Source organism: Synechococcus sp. PCC 6716 (genome assembly GCF_022570815.1).
GTDB classification, from domain to species: Bacteria; Cyanobacteriota; Cyanobacteriia; order Thermosynechococcales; family Thermosynechococcaceae; genus Thermosynechococcus; species Thermosynechococcus lividus.
The window spans coordinates 1-25,517 of sequence record NZ_JAKLTU010000023.1 but is presented as its reverse complement, the minus strand read 5'-3'; the positions used below and the strand labels follow the sequence as shown (position 1 = coordinate 25,517).

At 51.9% G+C, this 25,517-nt stretch carries 24 protein-coding genes and 1 pseudogene; 10 read left to right on the top strand and 15 right to left on the bottom strand.

What is annotated here, in order from left to right:
- The first annotated feature begins 233 nt into the window (after nt 1–233).
- Together L5220_RS09945 and L5220_RS09940 are read left to right on the top strand one after the other, a co-directional pair.
- Nucleotides 234–1,427 carry a GNAT family N-acetyltransferase gene (locus tag L5220_RS09945; protein WP_499573336.1) on the top strand — a complete coding sequence of 398 codons (1,194 nt, stop codon included), beginning with the start codon at nt 234–236 and terminating at the stop codon, nt 1,425–1,427.
- A gap of 364 nt (nt 1,428–1,791) precedes the next feature.
- Nucleotides 1,792–1,950 carry a transposase gene (locus L5220_RS09940; RefSeq protein WP_499573335.1) on the top strand — a complete coding sequence of 53 codons (159 nt, stop codon included), beginning with the start codon at nt 1,792–1,794 and terminating at the stop codon, nt 1,948–1,950.
- Between the two features lie 77 nt (nt 1,951–2,027).
- Here L5220_RS09940 and L5220_RS09935 read toward each other — a convergent pair whose 3' ends face one another.
- The 9 genes from L5220_RS09935 to L5220_RS09895 form a co-directional block, all read right to left on the bottom strand.
- Entirely contained in the window at nt 2,028–3,761 is a 1,734-nt protein-coding gene (locus L5220_RS09935) for a cation:proton antiporter (RefSeq protein ID WP_499573333.1), read from the bottom strand.
- A 36-nt stretch (nt 3,762–3,797) separates the two neighbouring features.
- Nucleotides 3,798–4,451, bottom strand: a complete 654-nt coding sequence (locus L5220_RS09930; RefSeq protein WP_499573332.1) for an RNA-guided endonuclease InsQ/TnpB family protein — start codon at nt 4,449–4,451, stop codon at nt 3,798–3,800.
- Nucleotides 4,452–4,682, bottom strand: a complete 231-nt coding sequence (locus L5220_RS09925; RefSeq protein WP_499573330.1) for a helix-turn-helix domain-containing protein — start codon at nt 4,680–4,682, stop codon at nt 4,452–4,454.
- A gap of 204 nt (nt 4,683–4,886) precedes the next feature.
- A complete protein-coding gene (gene dnaJ, locus L5220_RS09920; RefSeq protein WP_198406121.1) occupies nt 4,887–6,014 on the bottom strand; it encodes a molecular chaperone DnaJ in 1,128 nt (375 codons plus the stop codon).
- Nucleotides 6,015–6,031: 17 nt separating this feature from the next.
- Nucleotides 6,032–7,990: a molecular chaperone DnaK gene (gene dnaK / locus L5220_RS09915; RefSeq protein ID WP_499573326.1), complete on the bottom strand. Its 1,959-nt coding sequence runs from the start codon at nt 7,988–7,990 to the stop codon at nt 6,032–6,034.
- 137 nt (nt 7,991–8,127) lie between these two features.
- Complete coding sequence (locus L5220_RS09910; RefSeq protein WP_448527403.1) at nt 8,128–8,703, bottom strand: DUF2854 domain-containing protein; 576 nt, start codon at nt 8,701–8,703, stop codon at nt 8,128–8,130.
- 17 nt (nt 8,704–8,720) lie between these two features.
- Nucleotides 8,721–9,212 (bottom strand): YajQ family cyclic di-GMP-binding protein, encoded by a 492-nt coding sequence (locus L5220_RS09905; RefSeq protein ID WP_448514812.1) that lies wholly within the window; start codon nt 9,210–9,212, stop codon nt 8,721–8,723.
- 2 nt (nt 9,213–9,214) lie between these two features.
- A complete protein-coding gene (locus tag L5220_RS09900; RefSeq protein WP_499573323.1) occupies nt 9,215–10,492 on the bottom strand; it encodes an ABC transporter substrate-binding protein in 1,278 nt (425 codons plus the stop codon).
- A 158-nt stretch (nt 10,493–10,650) separates the two neighbouring features.
- Nucleotides 10,651–11,004 (bottom strand): hypothetical protein, encoded by a 354-nt coding sequence (locus L5220_RS09895; RefSeq protein ID WP_448514629.1) that lies wholly within the window; start codon nt 11,002–11,004, stop codon nt 10,651–10,653.
- 246 nt (nt 11,005–11,250) lie between these two features.
- On the opposite strand from L5220_RS09895, the gene petB reads away from it, so the two are divergent.
- Nucleotides 11,251–11,898: a cytochrome b6 gene (petB, locus tag L5220_RS09890; protein ID WP_099798143.1), complete on the top strand. Its 648-nt coding sequence runs from the start codon at nt 11,251–11,253 to the stop codon at nt 11,896–11,898.
- 120 nt (nt 11,899–12,018) lie between these two features.
- Complete coding sequence (gene petD / locus L5220_RS09885; protein ID WP_448526312.1) at nt 12,019–12,504, top strand: cytochrome b6-f complex subunit IV; 486 nt, start codon at nt 12,019–12,021, stop codon at nt 12,502–12,504.
- Nucleotides 12,505–13,070: 566 nt separating this feature from the next.
- Here the strand turns inward: petD and L5220_RS09880 are convergent.
- A complete protein-coding gene (locus tag L5220_RS09880; protein ID WP_499573320.1) occupies nt 13,071–13,694 on the bottom strand; it encodes an alpha/beta hydrolase in 624 nt (207 codons plus the stop codon).
- Between the two features lie 2 nt (nt 13,695–13,696).
- A complete protein-coding gene (locus L5220_RS09875; RefSeq protein ID WP_448514626.1) occupies nt 13,697–14,653 on the bottom strand; it encodes a LysR family transcriptional regulator in 957 nt (318 codons plus the stop codon).
- Nucleotides 14,654–14,876: 223 nt separating this feature from the next.
- On the opposite strand from L5220_RS09875, the gene L5220_RS09870 reads away from it, so the two are divergent.
- Nucleotides 14,877–15,638 carry a pentapeptide repeat-containing protein gene (locus tag L5220_RS09870; RefSeq protein ID WP_448514625.1) on the top strand — a complete coding sequence of 254 codons (762 nt, stop codon included), beginning with the start codon at nt 14,877–14,879 and terminating at the stop codon, nt 15,636–15,638.
- 61 nt (nt 15,639–15,699) lie between these two features.
- Here the strand turns inward: L5220_RS09870 and L5220_RS09865 are convergent, their stop codons facing one another.
- The 3 genes from L5220_RS09865 to L5220_RS09855 form a co-directional block, all read right to left on the bottom strand.
- The gene (locus L5220_RS09865; RefSeq protein ID WP_499573319.1) at nt 15,700–16,338 is read right to left on the bottom strand and encodes a histidine phosphatase family protein; all 639 of its coding nucleotides are present in this window, start codon (nt 16,336–16,338) and stop codon (nt 15,700–15,702) included.
- Between the two features lie 52 nt (nt 16,339–16,390).
- A complete protein-coding gene (locus L5220_RS09860; protein ID WP_499573318.1) occupies nt 16,391–17,560 on the bottom strand; it encodes a SpoIID/LytB domain-containing protein in 1,170 nt (389 codons plus the stop codon).
- Between the two features lie 81 nt (nt 17,561–17,641).
- Entirely contained in the window at nt 17,642–18,370 is a 729-nt protein-coding gene (locus L5220_RS09855; RefSeq protein WP_448514622.1) for an HpsJ family protein, read from the bottom strand.
- An 89-nt stretch (nt 18,371–18,459) separates the two neighbouring features.
- On the opposite strand from L5220_RS09855, the gene L5220_RS09850 reads away from it, so the two are divergent.
- The 3 genes from L5220_RS09850 (at nt 18,460) to trpD (ending at nt 21,440) form a co-directional block, all read left to right on the top strand.
- Nucleotides 18,460–19,941: a cobyric acid synthase gene (locus tag L5220_RS09850; RefSeq protein ID WP_499573316.1), complete on the top strand. Its 1,482-nt coding sequence runs from the start codon at nt 18,460–18,462 to the stop codon at nt 19,939–19,941.
- 105 nt (nt 19,942–20,046) lie between these two features.
- Nucleotides 20,047–20,391, top strand: a complete 345-nt coding sequence (locus tag L5220_RS09845; RefSeq protein WP_448514620.1) for a hypothetical protein — start codon at nt 20,047–20,049, stop codon at nt 20,389–20,391.
- Between the two features lie 32 nt (nt 20,392–20,423).
- Complete coding sequence (trpD, locus tag L5220_RS09840; RefSeq protein WP_099798134.1) at nt 20,424–21,440, top strand: anthranilate phosphoribosyltransferase; 1,017 nt, start codon at nt 20,424–20,426, stop codon at nt 21,438–21,440.
- 18 nt (nt 21,441–21,458) lie between these two features.
- Here trpD and L5220_RS09835 read toward each other — a convergent pair whose 3' ends face one another.
- Nucleotides 21,459–22,001 carry a hypothetical protein gene (locus tag L5220_RS09835; RefSeq protein WP_448514619.1) on the bottom strand — a complete coding sequence of 181 codons (543 nt, stop codon included), beginning with the start codon at nt 21,999–22,001 and terminating at the stop codon, nt 21,459–21,461.
- A 369-nt stretch (nt 22,002–22,370) separates the two neighbouring features.
- On the opposite strand from L5220_RS09835, the gene L5220_RS09830 reads away from it, so the two are divergent.
- Both L5220_RS09830 and L5220_RS09825 read left to right on the top strand, forming a co-directional pair.
- The gene (locus tag L5220_RS09830) at nt 22,371–25,157 is read left to right on the top strand and encodes a CBS domain-containing protein (protein ID WP_499573314.1); all 2,787 of its coding nucleotides are present in this window, start codon (nt 22,371–22,373) and stop codon (nt 25,155–25,157) included.
- Nucleotides 25,158–25,310: 153 nt separating this feature from the next.
- Nucleotides 25,311–25,517 (top strand): annotated as a pseudogene (locus tag L5220_RS09825) (hypothetical protein); the annotation flags it as partial.

The following is a 25,517-nucleotide window of genomic DNA, read 5'->3' as shown; positions in this document are numbered from 1 at the left end:
CTCAGCAAGATAACGGCGGCTGCACCCCCTAGTCGCACATTGGGGGTCTTAACCTTCTACCTTACACCGCAGTGAATTCACCTCTGCAAGAATTTATTCTTGTGATTGTCCACGGATTTCGAGCAGAATAAGGGGTTGCCGCCTCGACGACGCACCGGAGGCAATGAGCGCCACACGTATGGTCTGAAGATGCAAGTTGCTATAGTACAACAGATGCTTTTGCACTCAAGGGTATGGCTAAGGCGGAACTGGCTGCTAACTTAACGATTCAGTGGGTCAATGCCATTGCAAAGGTGCCCCAAGAGCAATGGGATGCCCTTGCGTTGCCTCTCAAGACCCCTTTTTTTGAGTGGGAGTGGCTTCATCAAATTGAGGCATCCGGCAGCGCAACACCCCAAACGGGGTGGTTACCGCACCATTTACTGGTGTGGCAAGAGACACCCCAAAAGAATCGTGAATTAGTAGCGGCAGCGCCCCTCTACATCAAAGGCCATAGTCAAGGGGAGTTTGTTTTTGATCGTCAGTGGGCCGACCTAGCGGAACGGCTGGGGGTGCGTTACTATCCGAAGCTGTTGGGTATGGCACCCTTCACCCCCGCAGAAGGCTATCGTTTTTTGATAGCCGCCGAGGCGGATGTGGCCTTCCTTACGAAGGTGATGCTCCACGAAATCGATCGCCTTTGTGCCCATCATCGTCTGTCTGGTTGCCATTTTCTCTACGTGGATCCGCAGTGGATGCCCTACGCCACAGCCTATGGCTATCAGCCATGGCTACACCACAGTTACATCTGGCACAATCACAACTACCAGACGTTTGCGGACTACTTAGCGGCTTTTAATGCCAACCAACGCCGTAATATCAAGCGGGAGCGCAAGGCCGTTGCCCAAGCGGAACTGACCTTTCGGGTCCACCATGGTAATGACGTTACTGGGCGGCTGTTGCGGCAAATGTACGATTTCTATGCCGATACCTGCGACAAATTTGGCTGGTGGGGCAGCAAGTATCTCACCCGAGATTTTTTTGAAGCCCTCAGCGATCGCTATCAGCACCGCCTAGTGTTGTTTGCCGCCTACCCAAGCCAAGGAGGCCACCAGCCTACGGCCATGTCCTTTTGTGTCACCAAGGGAGATCAGCTTTACGGTCGCTACTGGGGCACACGGCAAGATATTGACTGCTTGCACTTTAGTACCTGCTACTACGAACCGATTGAGTGGGCGATCGCCAACGGTATCCAGCGGTTTGATCCCGGCGCTGGCGGCAGCCACAAGAAACGCCGCGGCTTTCCGGCAACGCCCAACTACAGCCTCCATCGATTTTATGAGCCGCGCCTTGCCCAGATCTTTGATCACTACCTTGACCACATGAATGCCGCAGAGCAAGACCGCATTGAAGCCATCAATAGCGAATTACCAATGAAACAACGTTGACATCCTCTCCACCCAAATCAAAGATTATGCATGGAGACAGAAATATTGAAAGTCGATACATAAACAGCGATGCAGCATTGAACAAGTTAGTTGAGCAGAACCATTAAGTCTTGAGCGAATTCGAGGGATTTTCAAGCATCAGTATGCTCAGAAAAAACGCTGGATGGAACGGAGTCAAATGGATTGGAGTCGATGTAGTCAGTAAGCGCAAAGGACATCAAAACTTCGCTACCGTTATCGGAAATCTTGAAATGGGGAAATTCATCGAAGTCATTGATAGGCTTCAATAGGAAGAGACTATTGAAGACCTGAAGCAGCAGTCCTTTGAGGTGAGAGCACAGGTGGAAGAGATGAGCGTGGATATGTGGGGAGGGTTTTCCAAAGTTGTGGAATTAGCAACTACTTTAGAAACCGCACCACCAGTGGAGCAATAGAGAGAATGAATAATCGTATTAAGTTGATTAAACGACAAGCGTATGGCTTTGTAAACTTCAGCAATTTTCGGGAAAGGTTGTTAGATTGATTCTCTAATTAGTAAAAATTATTACCGCAACTAACGGCAGAGCCGAACTACTTTGCTCACTGCTGCTACTGTGCCAGTTAGTCATGCAAACCGCTGTATGTGCGAATACTGCGATAGCGATCGCGACGAATGCTTTGAATGATATCATTGATAGACTCCGAACTTTCGCCCAAGCTCGCTAACAGGTGAGCGCCGAGTTCCATAGCAGCTTCAAATTCTGGTTGTACAACCTCGCGGGCACCCAACTGTGTTAATGCATCAATTTCACTGTCAATATGGCACCGAGCGATAATATCTAGTTGAGGGGCACGAGAGAGTGCTCGTTGGAGCACAAGGCGTGTACTAACAGGATCAGGAAGTGCTATCGCAAGGGCTTTAGCAGTTTCTAGGTGCGTTTTTTCAAGGACTTGTTCAACATCCGCATCACCATAAACAAAAGGAATGTGACGACTTCGAAGACGCTGAACAGCCACTTCACTATTGTCTATTACAACCACTGTATAGCCCTGATTCAAAAGCATATTCACAAGCACTTGCCCTACTCTTCCATAACCGGCCACGATGACGTGTCCCTGCAAATTCTCAGGTACTGAGAAAAGTGTTGGCTCAGCGGCATGGCTAAACCAATCGTTAAAAAATGGGATTCTATTTAGGGTTGTGGTTATCCAAGGGGCACTGTTAATCCATGCAGGTGTAAGAATTAGAGTAATGGCTGTTGTTCCCAGTAATAAGAGATACTGATGTTCATTGATCAAGCCAAGGGTAAATCCTTCTAAGGCTAAAACGAAAGAAAATTCACCAATTTGATTTAAACTAACTGCAACTAATAGAGCGGTTCTAAAGGAATATCCAAATCGCAAAACTATAGGCAAAACAATCAATGCTTTACCTAGCATAACTAAGGTGACAAGAACTAAGATAATAGCCCAGTTTTGGATTAAAACCTGAGGATTAATGAGCATTCCCACTGAGGCAAAAAATAGACATGCAAAGGTATCTCGTAGAGGCAAAATACGACCGAGAGCCTGATTGGAATAATCAACCTCAGCCACCATTAAACCAGCCACAAATGCTCCCATTTCAATAGATAACCCTAGTTGTGCCGTTATCCAAGCAATACTGAGGCATAGAGCAATAATTGTCAGTAGAAAAAGCTCTTGGCTTTCCGTTGCAGCTATCGTTTGCATCAACCGTGGAACGGCCCATCGCCCGAACAAGATGGCACCTGCAACAAATACAAGAAATTTAAGTAATGCGATACCTAGCATGGACCAAAAAGCTTTAGGGTGATCCAACGCTGGTAGAAACGCCAACATCAGCCCTAAAGCTAGGTCTTGGGCAATCAGTAAAGCTAACATTAGTTGCCCATGTAGAGTCGCTGTTTCTCCCCGTTCCGTCAAGATTTTCAAGACCACGGCGGTTGAAGACAGAGAAAGAACTAACCCAATAAACAGGCCTTGAAGGGGCGTAGTCACCCAATCCACAACCAAGGTCAATATCATAACCAATAAGGTGGTGAGCCCCATCTGTAAGATGCTGCCTTGGATTGCTAGGGTTCGTACTCGCTTGAGCTCTGCTAGAGAGAATTCCACGCCAAGGGCAAATAGCAAAAACGCAACCCCAAGTTCCGCCAATCCCTCAATTTGCTGAGGGTCGCTGATGAAACTTACCCCGGCTGGCCCGATCAATAACCCAGCGCCCAAGTATCCTAAGAGGGCGGGTTGATGGAATTTATGGGCAATAAATCCCCCGAAGGCGGAGGTACTAAGGGCGATCGCAAGTTCAAGGACAAAGGGATGTTCTGCAGCCACTAGGCTATCTAGGTAAAAATAAATTTTTGTGGATCATCAAGGGGCAAGGGCTTTTATAAACATTCCCCAACCAACTTGGCTAATCGGCTTGGCGAGGCAACGGTTGTTGACCATGCCTTTAACGTTAAGGTTCTCGACACAAATGACTTGGTTGTCCTCAACTATCCTACGCGATAGCTTGTGCAGAAAATCGTCCCGACAACGTGCAATCTTGTCATGTACCCTTGCCACCCTCTTGCGAGCTTTGTTGCGGTTACTAGAACCATCTCGCTTTCTCGATAGGGCTTTTTGTTTCCGCTTTAGGTTCCGTTCATATGTTGCCAGCCATCGCGGGTTAGGAACTTTAGAGCCGTCAGATGTCACCGCAAAATCGGTTAGCCCTAGGTCGATGCCAACCGCTTTACCATTCGTAGATGGCGTTGGCTCAGGCTTGCCATCGTCAAACAGAACGGAAGCAAAATACTGGTCACAGCGATTCTTGCTAACGGTGACGGTTCTGAGCTTCCCATCTATTGGACAGTGAAGAACCGCCTTAACCTCTCCAATCTTGGGCAAGCGCAAGCCATTGTCCAGTACCTTGACATGTTGGGGATACTGGATGGATTGATGATCCCACTTCGACTTAAAGCGCAGGTACCCTGCCCGTTTTTCAAAGACGTTATTAAAGGCGGTTCCTAGGTTAATGCACACCTACTGGAGACACTGTGCATAGGTCAGCTTTAGCCACTCATGCTCCTGTTTAGGCTGGGGAATCATCTTTTTAATGTCATAGCTAGACAGCCCCTTCCCCGTCTCTTTGTAGGTCTGACGAATCAAGCTTAACCCATAGTTGCACAGCCACCGACAATTGCCGAAGGATTGCTCTAGCAATTGCTTTTGCTGCTCATTTGGATATAGCCTGACCTTAACGACCTTGAGCATAGAGCAAATAAGATTTCAGGATATTTATTATCGCAATAACCAATGCCAAAAAGATTATGACCTTTCAAGGTAAATTTCAAATCTTGTCAAATCATTTTCAGAACCCTCAAGAAATTACTTTAGTTTTTTGATTGAGTTCAATCGTTATGCGGCTTTTATCCAGTAAACAGGGGGTTATTCTCTTTCTTTTAACCGGGCGTTACCCTAGCCGCCAAAGAGACCCCCTAAAAAGTTTTCAAGGCCGCCTTTCCCAAGGCGCTCACCACGAATCTTCGCTAATTTTTCTAGAAGTTCTCGTTCCTCATGGCTAATACGGGTAGGAATTTCCACCTCAATTGTAATTAAGTGATCGCCCCGCGCCACCGGATTACCCACCCGTGGTACCCCATGACCTTCCAAGGTAAGCACTGTTCCTGGTTGGGTTCCGGCTGGAATGGTTAGCTCTGCCTCACCATCCACAGTGCTAACCATGACCCGACACCCTAGAATCGCTTGCAAGTAGCTAATTTTAAGCCGTGAAAGAATGTTGTTGCCATCTCGTTGAAACTCGGGATCAGGCTCTACAAACAAGTAAACGTACAGATCGCCTGCAGGCCCACCGCGTTGACCAGCATCCCCTTCCCCCGACACCCGCAACCGCGTACCGGTATCAACCCCTGCTGGAATTGTAATCTTTAACTTTTTACTGACTTGAATATGTCCTTGGCCACCACAGGCCTCACACCGATCTTCCACCATCGAGCCAGACCCCCCACAGGTGGGACAGGTGCTCAACTGGGTGAAACTCCCAAAGGGGGTGCGGGTTGAGCGTCGAACTTGACCCACACCGTTACAGGTACTACAGGTAACAGGGCGAGTGCCAGGCTTGGCACCACTGCCTTTGCAGGCTTGACAGGTTTCTAGATGATTGACGCGAATTTCTTTTTCGCCACCAAAAATAGCTTCTCGAAAGTCCAACCTCAAGTCGTAGCGCAGGTCATCGCCACGGGTTGGCCCCGGACGGCGACGACCCGTTGTACCGACCCCTGTGCCAAAGCCGCCAAAGAAGGTTTCAAAAATATCGGCAAAGCCTCCCATATCGCCAACGCCAAAGTCACTGAAGCCAGCCGCTCCAGTCACTCCGGCCTCCCCAAAGCGATCGTAGTTGGCGCGGGCTTGGGGATCCGACAATACCTCGTAGGCGCGGTTGATTTCCTTAAAGGTTTCCTCAGCGCCTGCCTCTTTATTGACGTCGGGGTGATATTTACGGGCTAGACGCCGATAAGCTCGCTTTAATTCCTCGGCATCGGCAGAACGCGAGACACCCAATATCTCATAGAAATCACGAGCCATAGCCACAGTTACCTAAATTAATCAACAGCTTCATAATCTGAAACAACCGTATCTTCATTATCGCTGATTACTGTGGCATCACTATCTAAAACTTGGGTTGCTTGGGAGCTAATGGTTGATCCGCCTGCCATTGTAGGGGTAGGTGCCATGACGGATCCCCCGGCAGTTTGTTGATAAACCACGGTGCCAAGGGTTACCAACGCCTGCTGGAGTACCTCCATGCGTTTGCGAATTTCATCAGGCGTGATGCTGTCATCCACCATGGCTGCCTGCATACTTTGCACTGCTGGCTCAATGCGCGATCGCAGATCCGCAGGCAAGCTAATGCCGTGATTTTTCAGGGTTGACTCGTAGCTGTAAAGCAGGGTGTCTGCTTGGTTGCGCAGTTCTGCCACTTGTTTTTTTATTTCGTCAGCCTGAGCATAGATTGCGGCTTCTTGGCGCATCCGCTCAATTTCCATGCTGCTGAGGCTGCCACGGTTGGTAATGCGAACACTCTGTTGGCGACCTGTGGCTTTATCGACTGCTGAAACACTGAGAATACCATTGGCATCAATATCAAAGGTGACATCGATTTGGGGCACACCTCGGGGAGCAGGGGGGATGCCCGTTAATTCAAAACAGGCCAGTTGCTTATTGTCCCGGGCAATGGGGCGCTCTCCTTGGAAAACAGCGATTTCAACCACGGTTTGACCATCCGCTGCCGTTGAAAAGCTTTGGGTTTTGCTGGTGGGCAGAGTCGTATTGCGATCGATGATTTTTGTGAATACGCCGCCCAAGGTTTCTAAACCTAGGGAAAGGGGGGTCACATCCAGCAGCAGTAAGTCTTTAACCGTGGTTTCTTTGCCAAGAATTCCCCCTTGGATGGCGGCACCAACAGCAACGGCTTCGTCAGGGTTGACGGAGCGATCGGCGGGCTTGCCACAAAACTGTTTCACTAACTCTTGGATGGCTGGGATGCGGGTTGAGCCACCTACCAAGAGAACGCGATCGATATCCTCAACGGTGAGACCGGCATCAGCAAGTGCCTGCTGCATTGGCTCAAGGGTTGCTTGAATCAGGTGTGCCGAAAGCTCTTCAAATTTACTGCGGGTAAGTTCAATTTCAAGGTGCTTCGGTCCGGTTTCATCCGCTGTAATAAAGGGGAGGTTAATAGAGGTGCAGAGGGTACCAGAGAGCTCGACTTTGGCTTTTTCAGCGGCTTCGCGCAATCGCTGTAGTGCCATCTTATCGCTGGACAGATCAATACCGTCTTGTTCTTTGAAGGTTGCCAGCAGCCAGTCTAGAATACACTCGTCAAAGTTATCGCCCCCGAGGTGGTTGTTACCAGCAGTGGCGCAGACTTCAAAAACGCCGTCCCCTAGCTGGAGAATAGACACATCAAAGGTGCCACCCCCAAGGTCAAAGACAAGGATTTTTTGATCTTGATCCTGTTTGTCAACACCATAGGCTAGGGCGGCAGCAGTGGGTTCGTTGATGATCCGCATGACTTCAAGGCCGGCGATCGCCCCAGCATCTTTGGTAGCTTGGCGCTGGGCATCACTAAAGTAGGCAGGCACAGTAATGACTGCTTGGGTCACAGTCTCCCCCAAGTAGGCTTCTGCATCTTGCTTGAGTTTCTGCAGCACCATGGCCGAAATTTCTTGGGGTGTGTAGGTGCGATCGCGAATTTGTACATCCACCGTGCCGTCACGCCCCTGAACACAGGTATAGGGCACTCGTGCCCGTTCCGAAGCAGTTTCGTCCCAGCGACGACCGATAAAGCGCTTAATACTAAACACGGTATTTTCCGCATTGGTCACCGCTTGGCGCTTCGCAAGCTGGCCAACAAGACGATCTCCCGATTTACCAAAAGCAACGATACTTGGCGTTGTTCGACCACCTTCAGCGCTGGGAATGACAACTGGGTTACCCCCTTCTAAAACAGCTACACAACTGTTTGTGGTTCCGAGGTCAATGCCAATGACTTTACCCATAGCCGCCAATGAGTTATTTCCGAAATCTGTTTTCCAAGACCAAGAATGACTTCGACCCGGCGAAATTCATCTTTACCTGTTATATTGCCCCAATAATGATGCTATGGTAGCACCCTAATCCTGAAAAATGATATTTACTAGGAATTTTGCTGAACTGTAACACCTGTTACCACCGAGTGACGGATCAGCGCCACTTGCACTCGGTTGTCTCCTAACGCCTCAACGGCCACAGCAACCCCGGGCCCAAAGAATGTTTCCATTTTCAGTTGCTTAGACTGCCAGACCTCAAGGGGAACCGCCGGCGAATCAAACTCTAAAATTAAGGTGTAGGCTCCATTTCTCAAGACTTCGGCGATCGCCACCAAAACTGGACGCTCATCCTCCGACGGACTCAGTCCCAAACTAGCCAACGTACTATCTAGATGTGCCTCTTGGCCATAGCGATAGCGAGTCACATCCTTGCGAATTTGTGTTTGTGTTGGCGTTGCCTGCGATCGCGCAGCAATTACCTCAGCCGTCGGTAGCTCACGGTAGGGCACAGGTTTAAGTTCTGCAGCCTTCAGTGCCAGCCCCCCCAATAGCAACGGCACACCATAAAAGAACCCAGCGAGATTGAGAGTGGCATTCCCAGTTGCATAGGCAACGACCCCCACCACTGTCAGCAGCGAACCAACAAGTAAGCCAACGGTGCCCAAGGAAAATGAACCTAGCATAGTCTTCAGTTGTGACCCTAACGGTAGTTCGTAAATTGTAATGGCACCGGATAGTCTGCCCCCTTTAAGCGTTGAATTACCGCTTGCAAGTCATCCTTAGATTTAGCTGTAACCCTTAGGGTATCTCCTTGAATTGAGGCTTGCACCTTCTTAAACTCAGTCCGAATGAGCTTACTAATTTCCTTCGCCAGCTCAGGATTAATACCCCTACGCAATTGAATGACTTGCTTGACACGGCTACCACTAGCCGTCTCCACCGCACCATAGTCAAATATTTTTAGAGAAAGTTGCCGTTTGGCAGCCTTCTGCTGCAAGATTGTATGCACTGCTGTGAGCGTAAACTCACTATCAGTTTGAATAGTCAGCCCCTCCTTGGTCAGTTCCACCGTCGTTTTGGTGTCTTTAAGATCGTAGCGAGCCTTAATTTCTCGTTCCGTTTGATCAACGGCATTGACCAACTCTTGCCAGTCAAAATCACTCACAATATCAAAGGAAAACGTACTTGCCATGCCTAGGGTTTGGGGTTAACTTTACCAATCACTTCTAATTTACCGTCCTTCGTCACCTGCCAAATGTCATAGACCCCAACCACATCGCCGTTTTCATCAATATCCACATTACCGCTCGCCCCTTGGTAGTTGATTTCCTTCCCCTCCCGCAGCAGCGCCAAGGCGGCACAAACATCATCCACCTCTTCACCGGGGCCGTTAGCGACCTCCCGCAACTTAGAGCGAATCCCGTCGCCGGTATTGGCTTTAGCGGCCTGAGCCGCCAGAACAAGTAAGGCGGCAGCATCCCACGCTTGAGCGGCAAAGGCAGGTAACTCTCCCCCTTTTTTGGTACGCCAGAGTTCTTGCAAGGCAGCTAAGGCTTGGCCATCAGCACCGGGCACAGTGCCCTTGGCTCCAGCAATAATATACGTGCCATCGGGAGTGCGCCCCACCTGTTCTGGAAAACTGTCAGATTTCACCCCATCCGTGAGCAAAATAGCCACATTTTGGGTGAGTCCTTGCTCAAAGGCTGACTTGAGAAGTAGGCTACCCGTCTCCGGATATAAAATAGCGACAACAGCATCAGGGTTGCCAGCAAAGGCAGCGGCTGCTTCTGTAGTGAAGGTGGTTGAGCGCTCATCATAGCGGGTAGGACGGGCTTCATTGACCACAGTGCCCCCCAGCGCCTTGAACGCGCGAGTAAATTCCTGCTCAAAGCTGCGGCCATAGTCATTGTTGATAACGACCGTAGAAACCCGCTTGAACCCCTGATCTTTCGCTAGCTGCGCCAAGGCTTGAGCTTGATAGTTATCAGGCGGCGCAGTGCGTGCCCAGTAACCATTAAAGTCTCCTTTTTTGGCGCGCTCGGTCAGTAAGGTGCTGGTACTACCTGGCGACACTAGCATTACTTGCCCACGGGTGGCAATGTCCGCAGCAGCATTAGAGACACTACTACCAAAGGAGCCAACCACACCAGCAACACGATCAATTTCTACCAGTTTTGTCATAGCCTCTGCGCCCGACGCTGGGCTCGACTGATCGTCAGCCGCAATCAACGTTACCGGTTGGCCATTGACACCGCCACAGGCATTAACGGTTTCCACCAGCAGCGGAACTGTCTCGGCAATAGGGGTACCTACGGAGGCCAAGTCTCCGGTTGAGGGCAGTAGCGAACCAATGCGCAGGCCATCACTTGCAGAACCAGTCGTTGTGTTCGTATTTTCACAGGCACCGACCCCAAGAAGAAGGAGCACACCGGCAACAATTTTGATCCATGCCCACGATTGCGGCTGACCCATAGTCGTTCACTCTTCACAGTTTGCAAGCATCGTACTCCAAGCAGGGGTTCATTTCAACCTGACCCTTGCAAAAGTAAAACTGAGGCGCGTTACCTATGGGATAACCGCCCCGATCTTATTTCGTAGTTAAAGTGTTTTAGGCGTTGCCCTGAGGTGCCTTACGTCGAAGGACGCACTTGCCGCGCCATCGTTAAAAAGCTCGCCATGTTAGCCCCCGGACGACGGCGGACAAATTGGGTATAGGGTCGCGATGACACCTCGCTCGCTGTAGCCTGTGCAGGAGCCGGAGCAGCGGGCGGTGGCTCTACAGCAGCCGCGGCAGCCACGGGTGCAGGGTCTGGTTTGGGGGTGGCCACCGCAGGGCTTGGCTCGGGTGCCGCCACTGGCGTTGGTGACGGAGCGGTTGGTTCTAGCTCAACGTAGAATTCCCCCTTCTTTCCGAGTCCTAAGAGTTTGCCAAGGGCGGCAAAAAGACCAAAAATGGCACCAAAGAGTTTTTTCAACAGACCCATGCGATAACCCTCCTAAGCGGTTGTGTACTATTGAGGTCAAGCTAAAATTCAAGTATTTTAGGTCACACAGCTGGTCATTGTCCCTTGCTGTTGACGGTTACTTGCTATTATCCAATGGGCGGTAGCCGCAAGCAACCAACATCTGGCGGCAAGACAAGGAGATTGTTGCGAAATGTGGAAACTCTGAGAAGCGTTGTGTTACATTTTTCAAGGTAAAGCAGCGGTTTCTCAGGACTGATCTCTGTTATGAATAAAGTTTACGACTGGTTTGAGGAACGCCTCGAAATTCAGGCGATCGCCGATGACATCAGCAGTAAATACGTTCCACCTCATGTCAACATTTTTTACTGTCTTGGTGGCATTACGCTGACCTGTTTCTTGGTGCAGTTTGCGACGGGCTTTGCGATGACCTTTTATTACAAGCCCACCGTCGCTGAAGCATTTACCTCAGTGCAGTACATCATGAATGAGGTGAACTTTGGCTGGTTGATTCGCTCGATCCACAAGTGGTCCGCCAGCATGATGGTGCTGATGATGATTCTGCACGTCTTCCGAGTGTATTTGACCGGTGGCTTTAAGAAGCCCCGTGAACTGACCTGGGTAACAGGCGTAGTTTTAGCGGTGATCACCGTCAGTTTTGGGGTGACTGGCTATTCGTTACCTTGGGATCAAGTGGGCTATTGGGCGGTAAAAATTGTTTCCGGTATTCCAGCAGCCATCCCCGTGGTCGGCGACCAATTGGTAGAGCTGATGCGTGGCGGTGAAAGCGTTGGCCAAGCCACCTTAACTCGCTTCTACAGCCTACACACCTTTGTGTTACCTTGGTCGATTGCTGTTTTTATGCTCATGCACTTCCTGATGATTCGGAAGCAGGGCATTTCTGGCCCCCTCTAAAACGCAATTGACGATGGTTGAGCATAACGAAATGTAACGTCGCCAGCCCTACGTGGCGTCGGAACTTGTTATGCTCCAAGTACACTCCCCCTTGCTAACCCTTAGGAGAACAACGGTTCTATGGCAAAAGTTCTGAAAAAGCCTGATTTAGCAAATCCGGCATTACGGGCAAAGCTCAAAAAAGGTATGGGCCATAACTACTATGGCGAGCCCGCGTGGCCCAATGATCTGTTGTACATTTTCCCTGTTGTGATCATGGGCACGATCGCCTTGGTAATTGGTTTGGCAGTGATGGATCCCGCCATGATCGGTGAACCTGCGGATCCCTTTGCAACGCCGTTGGAGATTTTGCCAGAGTGGTATCTCTATCCAACGTTCCAAATTTTCCGTGTTGTCCCTAACAAGCTGTTGGGGGTGCTCATGAATGCGACGATTCCGCTGGGGCTAATGCTGATTCCTTTCATAGAAAGCATTAACAAGTTCCAGAACCCCTTTCGTCGGCCAGTGGCGATGACGGTGTTTCTGTTTGGCACGGTCGTGACCCTTTGGCTGGGCATTGGTGCTGCTTTCCCCCTAGATAAGTCTCTAACCTTGGGTCTGTTTTAGATCAACATAGATCGATTCAAAGCGATAGAATCGCATCTAGTGTGAACTAGGTGCGATTTATTTTGTCGTCTAGACGGGAAGACCGGCACCGTAACCACTAGGGTCAGAAATCGAATAAACCTAAAGGTTCTTCCGCAACAGTAGTGAAGGTTGTATAACAAGATACTTTTAATCAGGGATAGCATCCATGGATATTCATCTTGATCAGATTGATCAGAAGTGTTGAAATTCAAAAAGAGATGTTGCTGAATGTAGCTATGAATTGCCCTCATCTCCAACCCATCTCCCCAGGGAGACGGGAGCTAAGAGTTTTGTTCCCTCTCCCAAAGGAGAGGGCTAGGGTGAGGGCGGCAAAAGACTCAAACCCGAAAATCATTCGTCTATTCAGCAACGCCCAACAAGAAAGGTACAAGTTATCGCTCCCTGAACCCCTCATTAGTTACGTGTTTGGCAATAAAAAATAATATAAAACTAAAAATTTTTATCTGTCTAGGTAACAGTACTTTAGCCGCCATCGCTTATTTCCTCGAAGTGGCACGTCAAGGCAACCGTTGAGGGGGCAATTCTCAGTGGCAGGCAATAAAGCTTTGGGCGAGGGCGATCGCCGCCGGATTGATCTCGTGACCCATGGGGAGGGGATGGAAGCGAACCGGAACATTGGCAGCGGCTAAGTGGCGGTAACTGGCTTGGGCGATGGCAAAGGGTACCACCGGATCCGCAGTGCCATGAATCATCAGTACAGGTGGACAGGGCGATCGCGGTGTGGGGGGGCGCACAAGATAGCCACTAAAGACAATTAAGCCCGCAAAGGGGAACTGTAACCCCAGTGAGAGGGTGAGGGCACCCCCCTGGGAAAACCCGGCCAGAATTGTGCGGCTGAGGTCAATGGGCAGTTCCTCAAACCACTTTGAGAGCATTGCTTCACTAGTGGCTAAATCCGTTGCCCGATCGTCGAGTAGCAAGGACTCCGAGGCACCGTCGTGCTGACTGAGGTCGTACCACATCCGCCCCTCCGTAACGTAGGGATGGGGAAAGGGAGCGTCCGCCGCATAGGCTTGATAGGTGGGGGCGAGCACAGAGGCAAGGGGTAACAGGTCTGCGGCATTGGCACCCCAGCCGTGGAGCAATAATAGGGTGCGATCGGCCGCTGTTGGCGGATCAGGCGCACAACGGTAGCGCAGGGCAGCCATGGCTAGACAGGGTTGAGTTCCTTCGTCGTTTGGGGCAGTGGTGGATAACTCAAACTAGACTCAATCATCTCGCGCCCTTCCGTAGAAACGTAGTCAAAAAAGGCTTGGGCAACCACTGAAAGCTGTTTCCCAGCTGGATAGACAATGTGCCAGTGGCGTTGAATCGGAAAGTGCTCAACATCAAGAATAGTCAACTGACTGGACTCGCGGTCAAGGGCAAGGCAGTGATGGGACAACACCGAAATTCCTAATCCCCCGGCGATCGCCTGTTTAATAGACTCATTACTGCCCAGTTCTAAGCGGATATTGATCGACACCCCGTGCTGGGCAAAGAGTTTTTCCACCGCTTGGCGCGTCCCCGACCCTTGCTCGCGCATAATAAACGGTTCGCCTTCAAGATCGTGGATGGAAATGCCATGGCGCTGACTCAGGCGGTGTTGACTGGGGGCAACCACCACTAAAGGATTATCTAAAAAAGGGTGACACTCTACATCGACGTTGTCGGGAGGATAGCTGGGAATATAGAGATCATCCATATTCCCACGAATACGCTCTACCACCTGTTCGTGGTTTGTGACCGTGAGGGCAACGTCAATCCCCGGATAGCGCTGGCAAAATGGCCCCAGCAAGCGGGGGATTACATATTTGGCTGTGGTAATAACACAGAGGCGCAGGTGCCCCTGCTTCAACCCCTTGAGGTTGGCAACCGCCATTTCAAAGCGATCTAAGCGCTCAAAGATGTCTTGACAGGTGGCTAACAGTTCCTTACCCGCTTCAGTGAGGTAAAGGCGTTTACCCACCTGCTCAAACAAGGGCATACCGACAGCACGGGTCAACTGCTTCATCTGAATTGAAACCGTGGGCTGGGTCAGAAAAAGTTCCTCCGCAGCGCGAGTAAAACTTCCGTGGCGAGCAGTGACCTCAAACACCTTCAGCTGATGTAGGGTTGCCTGTTTCAAACCCACTCTCCTTTCCTCAGCAAAGTGATTACGACTAATAGCATCATTGATCTATAGGACCTCCAACAGAGAGACCCAACTGTTGGATGTGCTGCAGACAGCAGTAAAACTACTATAGATGAAATTCTATCAAATTTCACGTCATGATAACGAAAACCAAAGAATACTGTATCCAAATTGACATCCTGTGCGTGCTGCGCGAAGGTGTCTTGCGGAGGGATAGATGATCGGTAAGCCGATAGCAATGGCATCAAGGGAGTGGCTGTACGGTTGCCTGCGGGCGGGTCGCCACCATTGGAATCAGTGGCGGCAGTCCTATCCCCAGCTTAGCGTTGATCTGAGTGAGGTGAATCTCACGGGGTTAGATTTAGGCGGCTATGATCTGCGGGGGTGTAACTTTAGCCATAGTGTACTGCGCTTGGTTAACCTGCGGCGCGCAACTCTTTGCTACGCCAATTTCTATGGCGCAGACTTACACGCGGCAAATCTAGAAGAGGCAGACTGTACGGGGGCGTTGTTTTACCGAGCCGTGGGCGATCGCAGCACCTGTCAGCGGGCCATTCTGCGCTTGGTCAATTTGCAACAGGCACAGTTTCAGCACGCCGACTTGGCATGGGCTATTCTCGAGCAAGCGGACTGCCGTGAAGCCAATTTTCGGGATGCGGATCTCAGTTTTGCCCAAGCGACCGCAGCGGACTTCAAAGGTGGGCAACTGGTGGCTGCGAGCCTCAACGATGCCACCTTGCGTTTTGCCCAACTTGACTATGCCTCCCTTGAAGGCGTGTATGCCTATCGCTGTAACTTTCAGGGAGCCAGCCTCACCTATGCAGGGCTAACCAAGGGGTATTTTGCCAGAGCACTGTTTGTGAATGCCAATCTTAGCCATGCTGTTTGCCGCTGGGCCAATTTTCGCCATGCCAACCTGCAAGGGAGTTGTTGTGATCAGACCGACTTTGACCACAGCAGCTATTACGGCGACTGTTGAGATCTCCAAGCGACTAGCTAGGAAGCGCCGCGCTGTCCCAACAAGGTTTGCTGCGGGGACATCACGTTCCGGGTAGCTCCCGCAAATGGGCTGGCAGGTGCGATCGCTCCGCAAGGGCGAGTAATAATGGGCCGCGAGCTGTGTACTCCACAATACTCACACTGGCCACCGGCGCAGCAATGCGATCGCGAAACCGCCCAACATCAATCCCCAGCAAGCCGCACAGCATGATCCGAATAGTGGCTTTGTGGGACACGATCAGGATGTTGCCACTCGGATATTGACGCTCAATTTCCAGTAGCACGGCATTGCTACGGTAATAAATATCAATACCGCGCTCCCCGCCCGTTGGGGCATTCCAGCCCGGATCCGAGAGCCAACTCACGTAGTCATCGTGGAACCGCTCGTTAACCTCTTGGGTGGATAATCCTTCCCACTGGCCGTAGTAAATTTCCCGTAGGCCATCCCGCAGTTGCATCTCTAACCCGAGGCGATCGCAGAGGAACTGAGCAGTTGCACGGGTTCGCAGCATGGGGCTGGCAAACACTGCCTGCCAAGGCAGTTCGGCATAGGCGCTGGCAAAGGCTGCCGCCATGGCAGTCCCTGCCTCCGTGAGCGGGGGATCCAGTTCACCGCAGAATGCATTAGCACGGCTAAAACTGGTTTGACCATGGCGTAAAAAGTAAAGTGTCAAGCCCATAGCCGCTGTCTCCTGCCTTGCACTGGGAGTATAGACGAGGTAACCAGCAGCCTCAACGCCCAGCGTTACTGATTTCGCTGAGGGTCACCCCTTGGTAATAATGCCCCAAAATTTGATCGTAGGTATAGCCCTGCAATGCCATACCGTAAGCACCCCACTGGCTCATCCCCAAGCCATGCCCATGACCGCGTCCTGTAATCGTAAAGGCAACGGGCACACTTTGTCCCGCTTGGCTGGCCACATTCCCATACTCAGGGGCAACCGTGAGGAGGGTACTGCGCAACCCCAGAGCACGTCTCAACTCATTGCCAGAAATAGTACGGCTACCCGCTGTCCCCACCACTTGCATGGAAATAATCCGTCCTTGGGGACTGGTTTGTAGGGGGCGGAAGCCAACAATGGTGCCAATACCGGGAATGCGCTGGCGCAGTTGTGCCGCTGTTAAGCGAACAGTCCACTGAAAGTTAGGCGATACCTGATCAAAATCAGGGGTGCCACGTAGGTAGGGCACAGGTTTTTGCCAAACGTACTCAGAATCCTCCGTATGCCCTCCCGACGCAGCATGAAAGACAGCTTCAATAACTTGACCGCCATAGGTGAGGACTTGATGACGAGTAGCCGCCACCGCTGCGAGGGTACTGGCGGTTTCTGAACTCACACCGGGATAGACCTGATGGGTGACTGTGGCACCCACATCGTAGAGGGTACCCGGACGCCGCCGTTCGCGATCGCGCCGAAACAGGGCAAAGGAACGGGAGGCAACCGCTTGGGCTTTTAGAGCCTCCTGTGGCCATGAAGGGTACATTTCCTTGCCGACAACACTGGGGAGGTAGTCTTCAAGGTCAACAAGGTTAATCACCAACAAACCGCGGCTGGTGCTCAGGATCTGCAACCGCCCCCGATACCAGCGATCGCCCACCCGCACTAAACCGGTGTCCCGTGGTTCAAGGAGCAATTGTCGGCCTTGGATCCCCGCTGCCTGAACGCTGCTACCGGTAAAGACTGCGGCCACAGATTGCTGGGGCGAGACAGCAATAGCGCGACCCGCATCGTCCCGTAACTGGGCAGGAGTAGAGCTGCTAATGGTAACTTGACGAACCCCTTCAAGGATGGCCACCCGTAGCTCAATTGCCCAAGCCGCTGAGGAGAGCAAGAGCGTCATCAGCACACTGAGGCCACCAGCACGGGTCAGCGATCGCCACAAAAATACTAAATAGACCATACTTCACTCCTCTGCCATGGCCTGCTTCTAGGGAATTGTAGCGAGATTGGCCAGCCAACCCACACAACCCATGGCAAAAACTTAACGTTGTTCCCGCAGGCCGCTCCAACCAATGGTAATAAAGCCAATGGCTAACAAAAAGCTGCGAATACTCACCCTTAGACGGTTGATGAGGGCTTCCTGTTGCGCCCGCTCCACCGCTTCTTGCTGCTGAGAACGGATGCGCTCTCGAGCTTGACCCGCTTGGCGATCGAGGGCTTGCGGATCATTTTTCAACTGCTGGAGAAGCGCTTTTTGCTCGGCAGGCAGTTGACCACTTTGTAAAATTTGCTCCAATTGACCACTGCTGGCGAGTTGTTTTATTTGCTGCTGCTCTTGATCAACACGGATCTCAGCTTGGGCGGCTTCTTGATTGATCTGATTGACTGCTTGCTCAGTAATTTGCCCTGTAATGGAGAGGTAAAGCGGAATCCCCAACAGGCAAAGGAGCCCCAGCAAACTAGAGAGAACAAACACCCAAAACCGCCAGTCTTTCAGGGCGGACTGGCTAGGATCTACTTGAGGGGCGTTTCCAGAGACCGCTTGGATCCAAAAGCCAGTATAAATAAAAACAAAGCCAATGAGGGGGGTGGCAGCGCGCTCAATAAACTGGTTGACGACCGTCAGTTGCCACTGATTATTACTAAACTGGGGGGAGACAAAAAGAAGTCCCCACTCCACAAAAAACGTGAGTAGGAGAATGATGCCGACCAGTTTCAAGAATTGCGCTGCAAGGGGCAGGGGGCGTTTTGTGGATTTTGAGGCCGTCATGAATCGCGAGTGACTCGTCAACTACTGCATCAACCTTACTGGATTTTGGGATCATTGATTCAGGTTACAGCGGCGTTCCTTTTGGGGCAATGATGGCAGCACAGGCATTAATGATCGTGGGCACCACGTCCCATGCCGGAAAATCGTTACTGACGGCGGTGCTCTGTCGCTGGTTAGCACAGCACGGCTGCCGGGTGACTCCCTTTAAGGGGCAAAATATGGCCTTGAATGCCTACGTGACTAGCGAGGGCGGCGAAATTGGCTATGCCCAAGCAGTACAGGCTTGGGCAGCGGGGGTTGAACCGGAGGTGGCCATGAATCCAATTTTGCTAAAGCCCCAAGGCAACATGACCTCCCAAGTGATTCTCAATGGCCACAGTGCTGGCGTGACCGAGGCGGCCAACTACTACCGAGATTATTTTGATCGGGGCTGGCAGGCCATTACCACGGCCTTGAGAGAGTTACAGGAGCGCTTTGACTGGATTGTCTGTGAAGGAGCGGGTTCCCCGGCGGAAGTGAACCTGAAGCATCGCGATCTCACGAATATGCGAGTGGCGAAGTATCTGAATGCGCCAACGATCCTAGTGGCAGATATTGACCGTGGTGGTGTGTTTGCCCACATTGTGGGAACCCTGATGCTCCTTGACCCCGACGAGCGAGCGTTGATCCGGGGAGTTGTCATCAATAAGTTTCGCGGCCAGCGATCGCTGCTGGAGTCGGGCTTGAAGTGGCTCGAGGAGACAACGGGTGTACCGGTTTTAGGGGTGATCCCTTGGCTGGATCTGCACCACCCAGCGGAGGATTCCCTCGATCTATTGGATCCACGCCCGCAGCGCGCTGCCGATCTTCAAATTGCGGTTGTGCGGCTGCCGCGGATCGCCAATTTTACCGACGTTGATCCGCTGTTGGCAGAGCCTACGGTGAGTCTGCGGTTTTGTTCGCCGTCTGACCCCTTAGGGAACCCCGATGCGGTGATCGTGCCGGGGACAAAAACCACCATTGCCGACTTGCAGGTACTGCGTGAGACGGGGATGGCGCAACAACTACAGGAGTATGCGGCTCAGGGGGGCACCATTTTGGGAATCTGTGGCGGTTGGCAATTACTCGGTGAGACGATCGCCGACCCGGAGGGGCTAGAAGGATGCCAAGGCGTGCACGCGGGGCTAGGATTAATGCCCCTACAGACGCACCTGACCCCCAAGAAAATCACGCAACAGCGGCAGACCCGTTCCCTCGTTTTTCCGAGTGACACACCCATTCATGGCTATGAAATTCATCACGGCCAAAGTACCTATACTGCCACCGTAGGCGACTGGCAGATGCTGTTTGAAACGCCAGAGCTAGGGTGCGTCAATACCGCACGAACCCTCTGGGGAACGTATCTCCATGGTCTTTTTGAAAATGGTTCATGGCGGCGCCACTGGCTCAATCAGCTGCGATCGCGGCGACAGTTGCCCCCGTTGCCCACAGCGATCCCTGACTATGCAACGGAGCGAGACCGACAACTGGATCGGCTGACTGATGCTGTGATGGCTCACCTTAATTTAGAACCAGTTTGTAAATTATGTTGATGTAAAAATTTCAAATTGTAAGCATTTGTCATAGCTTATAAACAACTCCCCTAGACTAAAGGACGGTACATACATTTGTGGGAGTTAAATGGTGCAATGTTAGTGGTGAGTCAGTGGTCTGTTGTCATGTTAGTTGTGTCGGCGATCGCCGCTCTGATTGGTCTGAGTTGGCTCCTCCACGAGGCTCAGCAGCAGAGCAAACAGCACCCACTGCAGGGCTGTTCCCCTCAGCAAGCCTATGGTGAAACCCTATGGCGAATGATTTTTGTCTATTGGCTCGTCTATTGTGGTGCCACCGGCCTCCAGATCGCTGTACCATTAGAAGGCACTGATCTAGGTCAGATGTGCAAAATTACGGCACTGTTGGCCTTTTTGCTGACGTTCTCCTCGCTCCTGTGCTTACCAATGCACTATTGGCAGTCTCGCCAGCGGCAGCAGCAGCCTAATTAATCTCCTATAAATTTCTACGCCTCAATGTCTTCATGTGGCCAGAACTTCTGCAACAACTACTGGATCGGCAGGCTCTTAGCCAAGAGCAAGCTGTGCAGTTAATGGAGGGGTGGCTAAAAGGCGACATTCCTGAGGCGCTTGGGGGAGCAATTCTAACGGCACTACAATTTAAGGGACTGACGGTGCCTGAGCTCACGGGGATGGCCAGTGTGCTCCTCCAGCAATCAACCGGTCAGCCCATTAATTTGGGCGTTCCCCTCATTGATACCTGTGGCACTGGTGGCGATCGCGCGGGCACCTTTAATATTTCGACAGCCGTTGCCTTTGTGGTGGCAGCGGCAGGCGTGAAGGTGGCTAAGCACGGCAACCGTTCCGTTTCGAGCCGCGTCGGGTCGGCAGATGTTCTGGAAGCGTTGGGCGTGAACCTTGCCCACCCCGATCCCCAGAGGTTGTTGCAGGAGGTAGGGATTACATTTCTATTTGCCCCCGGCTGGCATCCCGCCATGAAGGCCGTTGCCCCGCTGCGCCGTACCCTGAAAATTCGCACCGTCTTCAACCTCCTTGGCCCCTTGGTCAACCCACTGCATCCTACGGGTCAAGTCATTGGTGTGTTTAGCGATCGCTATTTGGAAGCCATGGCCGGTGCCTTGCAACAACTAGGCTGTCAGCGGGGAATTGTCCTCTATGGTCGGGAAGGGGTTGATGAGGCCACCCTTGGCAATATGACCGATATGGTCATGTTTACAAGCCCCCAAGACTCCCTACAGCAAGAGGTGCTAGACCCCCAAGCCTTGGGGCTACGGCAGGCTGACCTTTCAGAACTTGCAGGGGGCGATGTCAGCACAAATCGCGCAATTCTAGAGGCTGTCTTGCAGGGCAATGGCAGTGCAGCCCAAACAGATGTCGTGGCTCTTAATGCCGCCTTGGCACTCTACGTTGCTGGGGCAGTAAACGACTGGTGGCAAGGTGTGGATCACGCCAAAGCCATTCTTGCTAGCGGTGCAGCCTGGGCTAAACTCCAGGCCTTAGTTGCTCTGTCGAATGAGTAACMCCCCGCCGCTGCTGCGCTAATTTAGCCACGTCACGTCATCAAGGTCGATATCTATATCTGCTAAATCTTCTGGGTCAATGAGTTGCCGCTGAAGCTCGTCAGTCAACGTTTGCTTTGAGCGGGGCACCTTAGGCACTCTGACGCGAGATATATCCGATAGGGTTGCTTTTTCAATCCGCGTGCTTTCTTTGAGAGCATTAGGGTTAATGTGTTGAAGGAAGAAATTGATGGTTTCTTGCTTTAACCAGCCATTTAAGACCGCAAGGGCACCAAAGCGGTAACTGGCTTGCCACTGATCTTTAAGGATTTGTTGAATTTGCGCCTCTGTGAGTAAAGCTGCACGCTGGAGATAGAACCCCAGTGGTTTTTTTTCTTTGGCTTGGATAAGCTGCGGCCATTCCTCCACAAAGAAGTCAATCGTCTCTTGGGCAACCCAACCATGCAGGGAAATGATGTCCCCTAGCCGCAAGTTGGCATAAATGTCTTTCTCCATTAGCACTACTTGCAGTTGTCCGGTGTTAATCAGGGCAGCTTTGAGCAATATTTCGCCAATTTTCATCCGACCTCCTACCCCTTACTAAGACATAGCAATCATCCGTGCCAATACTGATTCACGAGGTGGAACCGCAACAACACTGATGTCAGTCTAAGGAGATTTGCCTCCTAAGGTACCCGCAGTGCCTAGAATAGTTTCAGCTACGATGAATATTAACAAAAATTAATAAAAAGATTTATCGAATGTGAGCGAACAACCCCGTCCGCTTGCGGCGGGGAGGATGTCAACTTTGTTGCCGCGCTAGGATCTATGCAGGTATCCTTAGTGCCCTAGGAACATTGTCTGCTTCGGCGGATCAGTTTTGCCAGTGTGGGGTAGGCTTTTCACGTTTTCACCCCGCTAATATCAGTTTGCAGTTTTTTAGGGCATGTTATGGATCTGGTGCTGTGCCATCAAATTGCTGATTTTGACACCCTAGGGGCAGCGGTGGGTCTCTCACGGCTTTATCCGGGCACAAAAATTGTTTTAACGGGGGGTACCCATCCCAAAATTGGTGAATTCTTGGCCTACCACCGTGACGAATATCCTCTGATTGAAGCGCGAGCTGTGGACCCAACCCAGTTACGTCAACTGTGGATTGTGGATACCCAATGGCGCAAGCAGTTGGGAMAAGCCGCTCTATGGCTGGATCAACCGCAGGTAAAGATTACGATTTACGATCACCACGTGGAGCTGTCCGGGGATATTGCCGCTACTACCCTGTACCTAGAGCCAGTGGGTGCCACCAGTACAATTATTGCTGAGCAGCTACAGGCTGCCAACCTTACCTTAACCCCCACTGAGGCCACGGTGCTGGCTCTGGGGATTCATGCGGATACGGGTTCTCTTACCTTTGAGCAAACGACGGTGCGGGACGTGCAAGCCTTAGCTTGGCTGCTGAGTCAGGGCGCCAATCAACGGGCGATCGCCACCTATAGTGAGGCGGGGCTAAGTGAAGACTTACAGCCCCTCCTACGAGAAGCATGGGAACACTTGCACCAAGAGGAGCACCACGGCTATCGCCTAGGTTGGGTATTGCTGGCAACGGCATCCTATCTCCCCGGGTTGTCGCGGCTCGTTACTCAACTTGCAGATCTCAGTGAGTGCGATGCAATCCTCCTCGGCCATGCCTATCGCCACAACCATCTGGCGGTGATTGCCCGCAGTCAAATTCCGGGAGTGAATGTGGCCTACAGTCTTGCTGCTTTGGGAGGGGGAGGGCACGCCCAAGCCGCCGCCGCTACCGTGATCACAGAGACCCCGGAGCAGGTGCTTAAAGAGGTGTATCACAGTCTTTGTCAGCAGGTGCCGCATCCTCCCACTGCCGTAGAACTGATGTCGTCCCCCGTGCGAACTGTGCGGCCAGACACCTCCATTGCAGATGCCCATCGGGTATTGCTGCGCTATGGTCATTCGGGGTTATCGGTCGTTGATGCCACAGGGACACTGGTGGGCATTATTTCGCGGCGAGATTTGGATATTGCCCTGCACCACGGCTTTGCCCACGCGCCAGTCAAAGGCTATATGAAGGCACCCGTGCGCACCATTACCCCCGATACCACGTTGCCAGAGATTCAATCCCTGATGGTGAAGTATGATATTGGGCGATTGCCGGTGATGACCCCTAAGGGGGACCTCTTAGGAATTGTCACCCGCACCGATGTGTTGCGCCATCTCTATGCTCTGACGGTGGAGACCGAAACGGTGTGCCCGCTGCCGACACTGAATCTTTATGAGGCGTTGCAGCAGCGGCTGCCCTCGTTACTGTGGGCGCTACTGCAGCGGGCGGCCAACATTGCTAAGGATCGAGGCTGGCAACTGTATCTTGTCGGTGGAGCTGTGCGGGATTTATTGCTGGCGATCGCCCAAGGGTCGGAGGCGGTACCCACCCGTGAATTTGATTTAGTGGTGGATGGGGTACAGCAGGACGAGGCGGCGGGGGTGCACCTAGCCCAAGCTCTCCATGATCTCTACCGTGAGACGGTGCTCCAGGTCTATGGTCAGTTTCAAACCGCTGCCCTGCACTGGCCAAAGCACTCTGATTTGGCTGGCTTTGCCGTGGATATTGCCACCGCCCGCAGTGAGTTTTATCCCTATCCGGCAGCGCATCCGGAAGTGGCCGCCAGTTCGATTCGCCAAGACCTCTACCGCCGTGACTTTACGATTAATGCCCTAGCGTTGCGCCTTAGTGCCCCCCGCCACGGTGAAGTGCTAGATTTTTTTGGTGGGCGCGAGGATCTAGAGCAGCGCTTAATCCGTGTGCTGCACCCCAATAGCTTTATTGAGGATCCGACGCGCATCTTCCGGGCGGTGCGGTTTGCGGTGCGGCTGGGGTTTGAGCTAGAATCCCAAACCCGGCAGTATATTGAGTATGCCCTCACCAGCGGGGTGTTTGAGGGGGACGATCGCGCTGCTAGCAAACGACCCTCTCTCCAAAGCCGCCTCCGCAATGAACTGCGCCATATATTAGAACTGCCTGTCGCTCCTGGGGAGGCCTTTGCTGGCGATCGCGCCCTTACCCTGCTGGCGGAACTGGGAGCACTCCAGTGCTTAGATCGGCACGTCTGTTTTGATGACGCGGCTCGTGCTCGTTTGCAACTGGTGTGGCAGTGGTGGCCGCAACTCCCGCAAAAACAAAAATGGCAAACTGTTCCCCTCTGGCAACTCTTATTATTGGCCTTAATTATTAATGCTCCCACTGCTGTGGCGATCGCCCAGCAACTGCAACTCAGTGAAGATGCTATTCGGTGGCTACAGGACTTACCGGCGCTGCGCCAACAGTGGCAAGCTATCCTCGCAGCAAGTGCTCGTTTAAGTGATTATTACCACTGTTTAGAGAGCTACCCGCTGCCGCTGGTCGTGTTGTTAGCGGCACAACTGCATAGCGAGCCTGACCCCCACCGTGTTGAGCTGCTACGGGACTATTTGTGGCAGTGGCGGCTGCAAAAAAGCCTCCTCAATGGCCACGACCTTCAAGCCTTGGGCTATCAACGCGGCCCGCAACTACGGCAGATGTTGAGGGCACTCCAAGCTGCCACCCTTGATGGCCTAGTGAGCGATCGCGCCAGTGCCATTGCCTACCTGCAAACCCATTATAGAAACCGGAGGGTTCGGGAACCGGATAAAACCTCGCTCGTTCACAACGGGGATACAGAACGGTTCCCGCGCCTACGGCAGTAGGCAGAATCAGTCTTGACATTCTTCTGCAGACAAAGTGATGTCTTGGCTGATACTTGCAATGGCGAGTCGATTTTAGCTGTATGCCATGTTCTCTCATACGGTTGCTATTCGCGTAACTAGGCATCTATAATAACTGCATACCATCTTAACCCAATGATGTTTTTAGCCGTCCAAAAAGATGTTTTTCAACCTGACAAGCAGCTTGCTCAGTTGCTTACTGAGTTAGCGCGTCTTGCCAACAATCTCTACAACCAAGGCGTGTATGAGTCTCGGCAATACTTCTTTGAACAAGGACGGAAACCGTTCAAGGTTCTGAAGTATGTCAACCTCTACGCAAAACTGAAGGAGAGTGAAAACAGA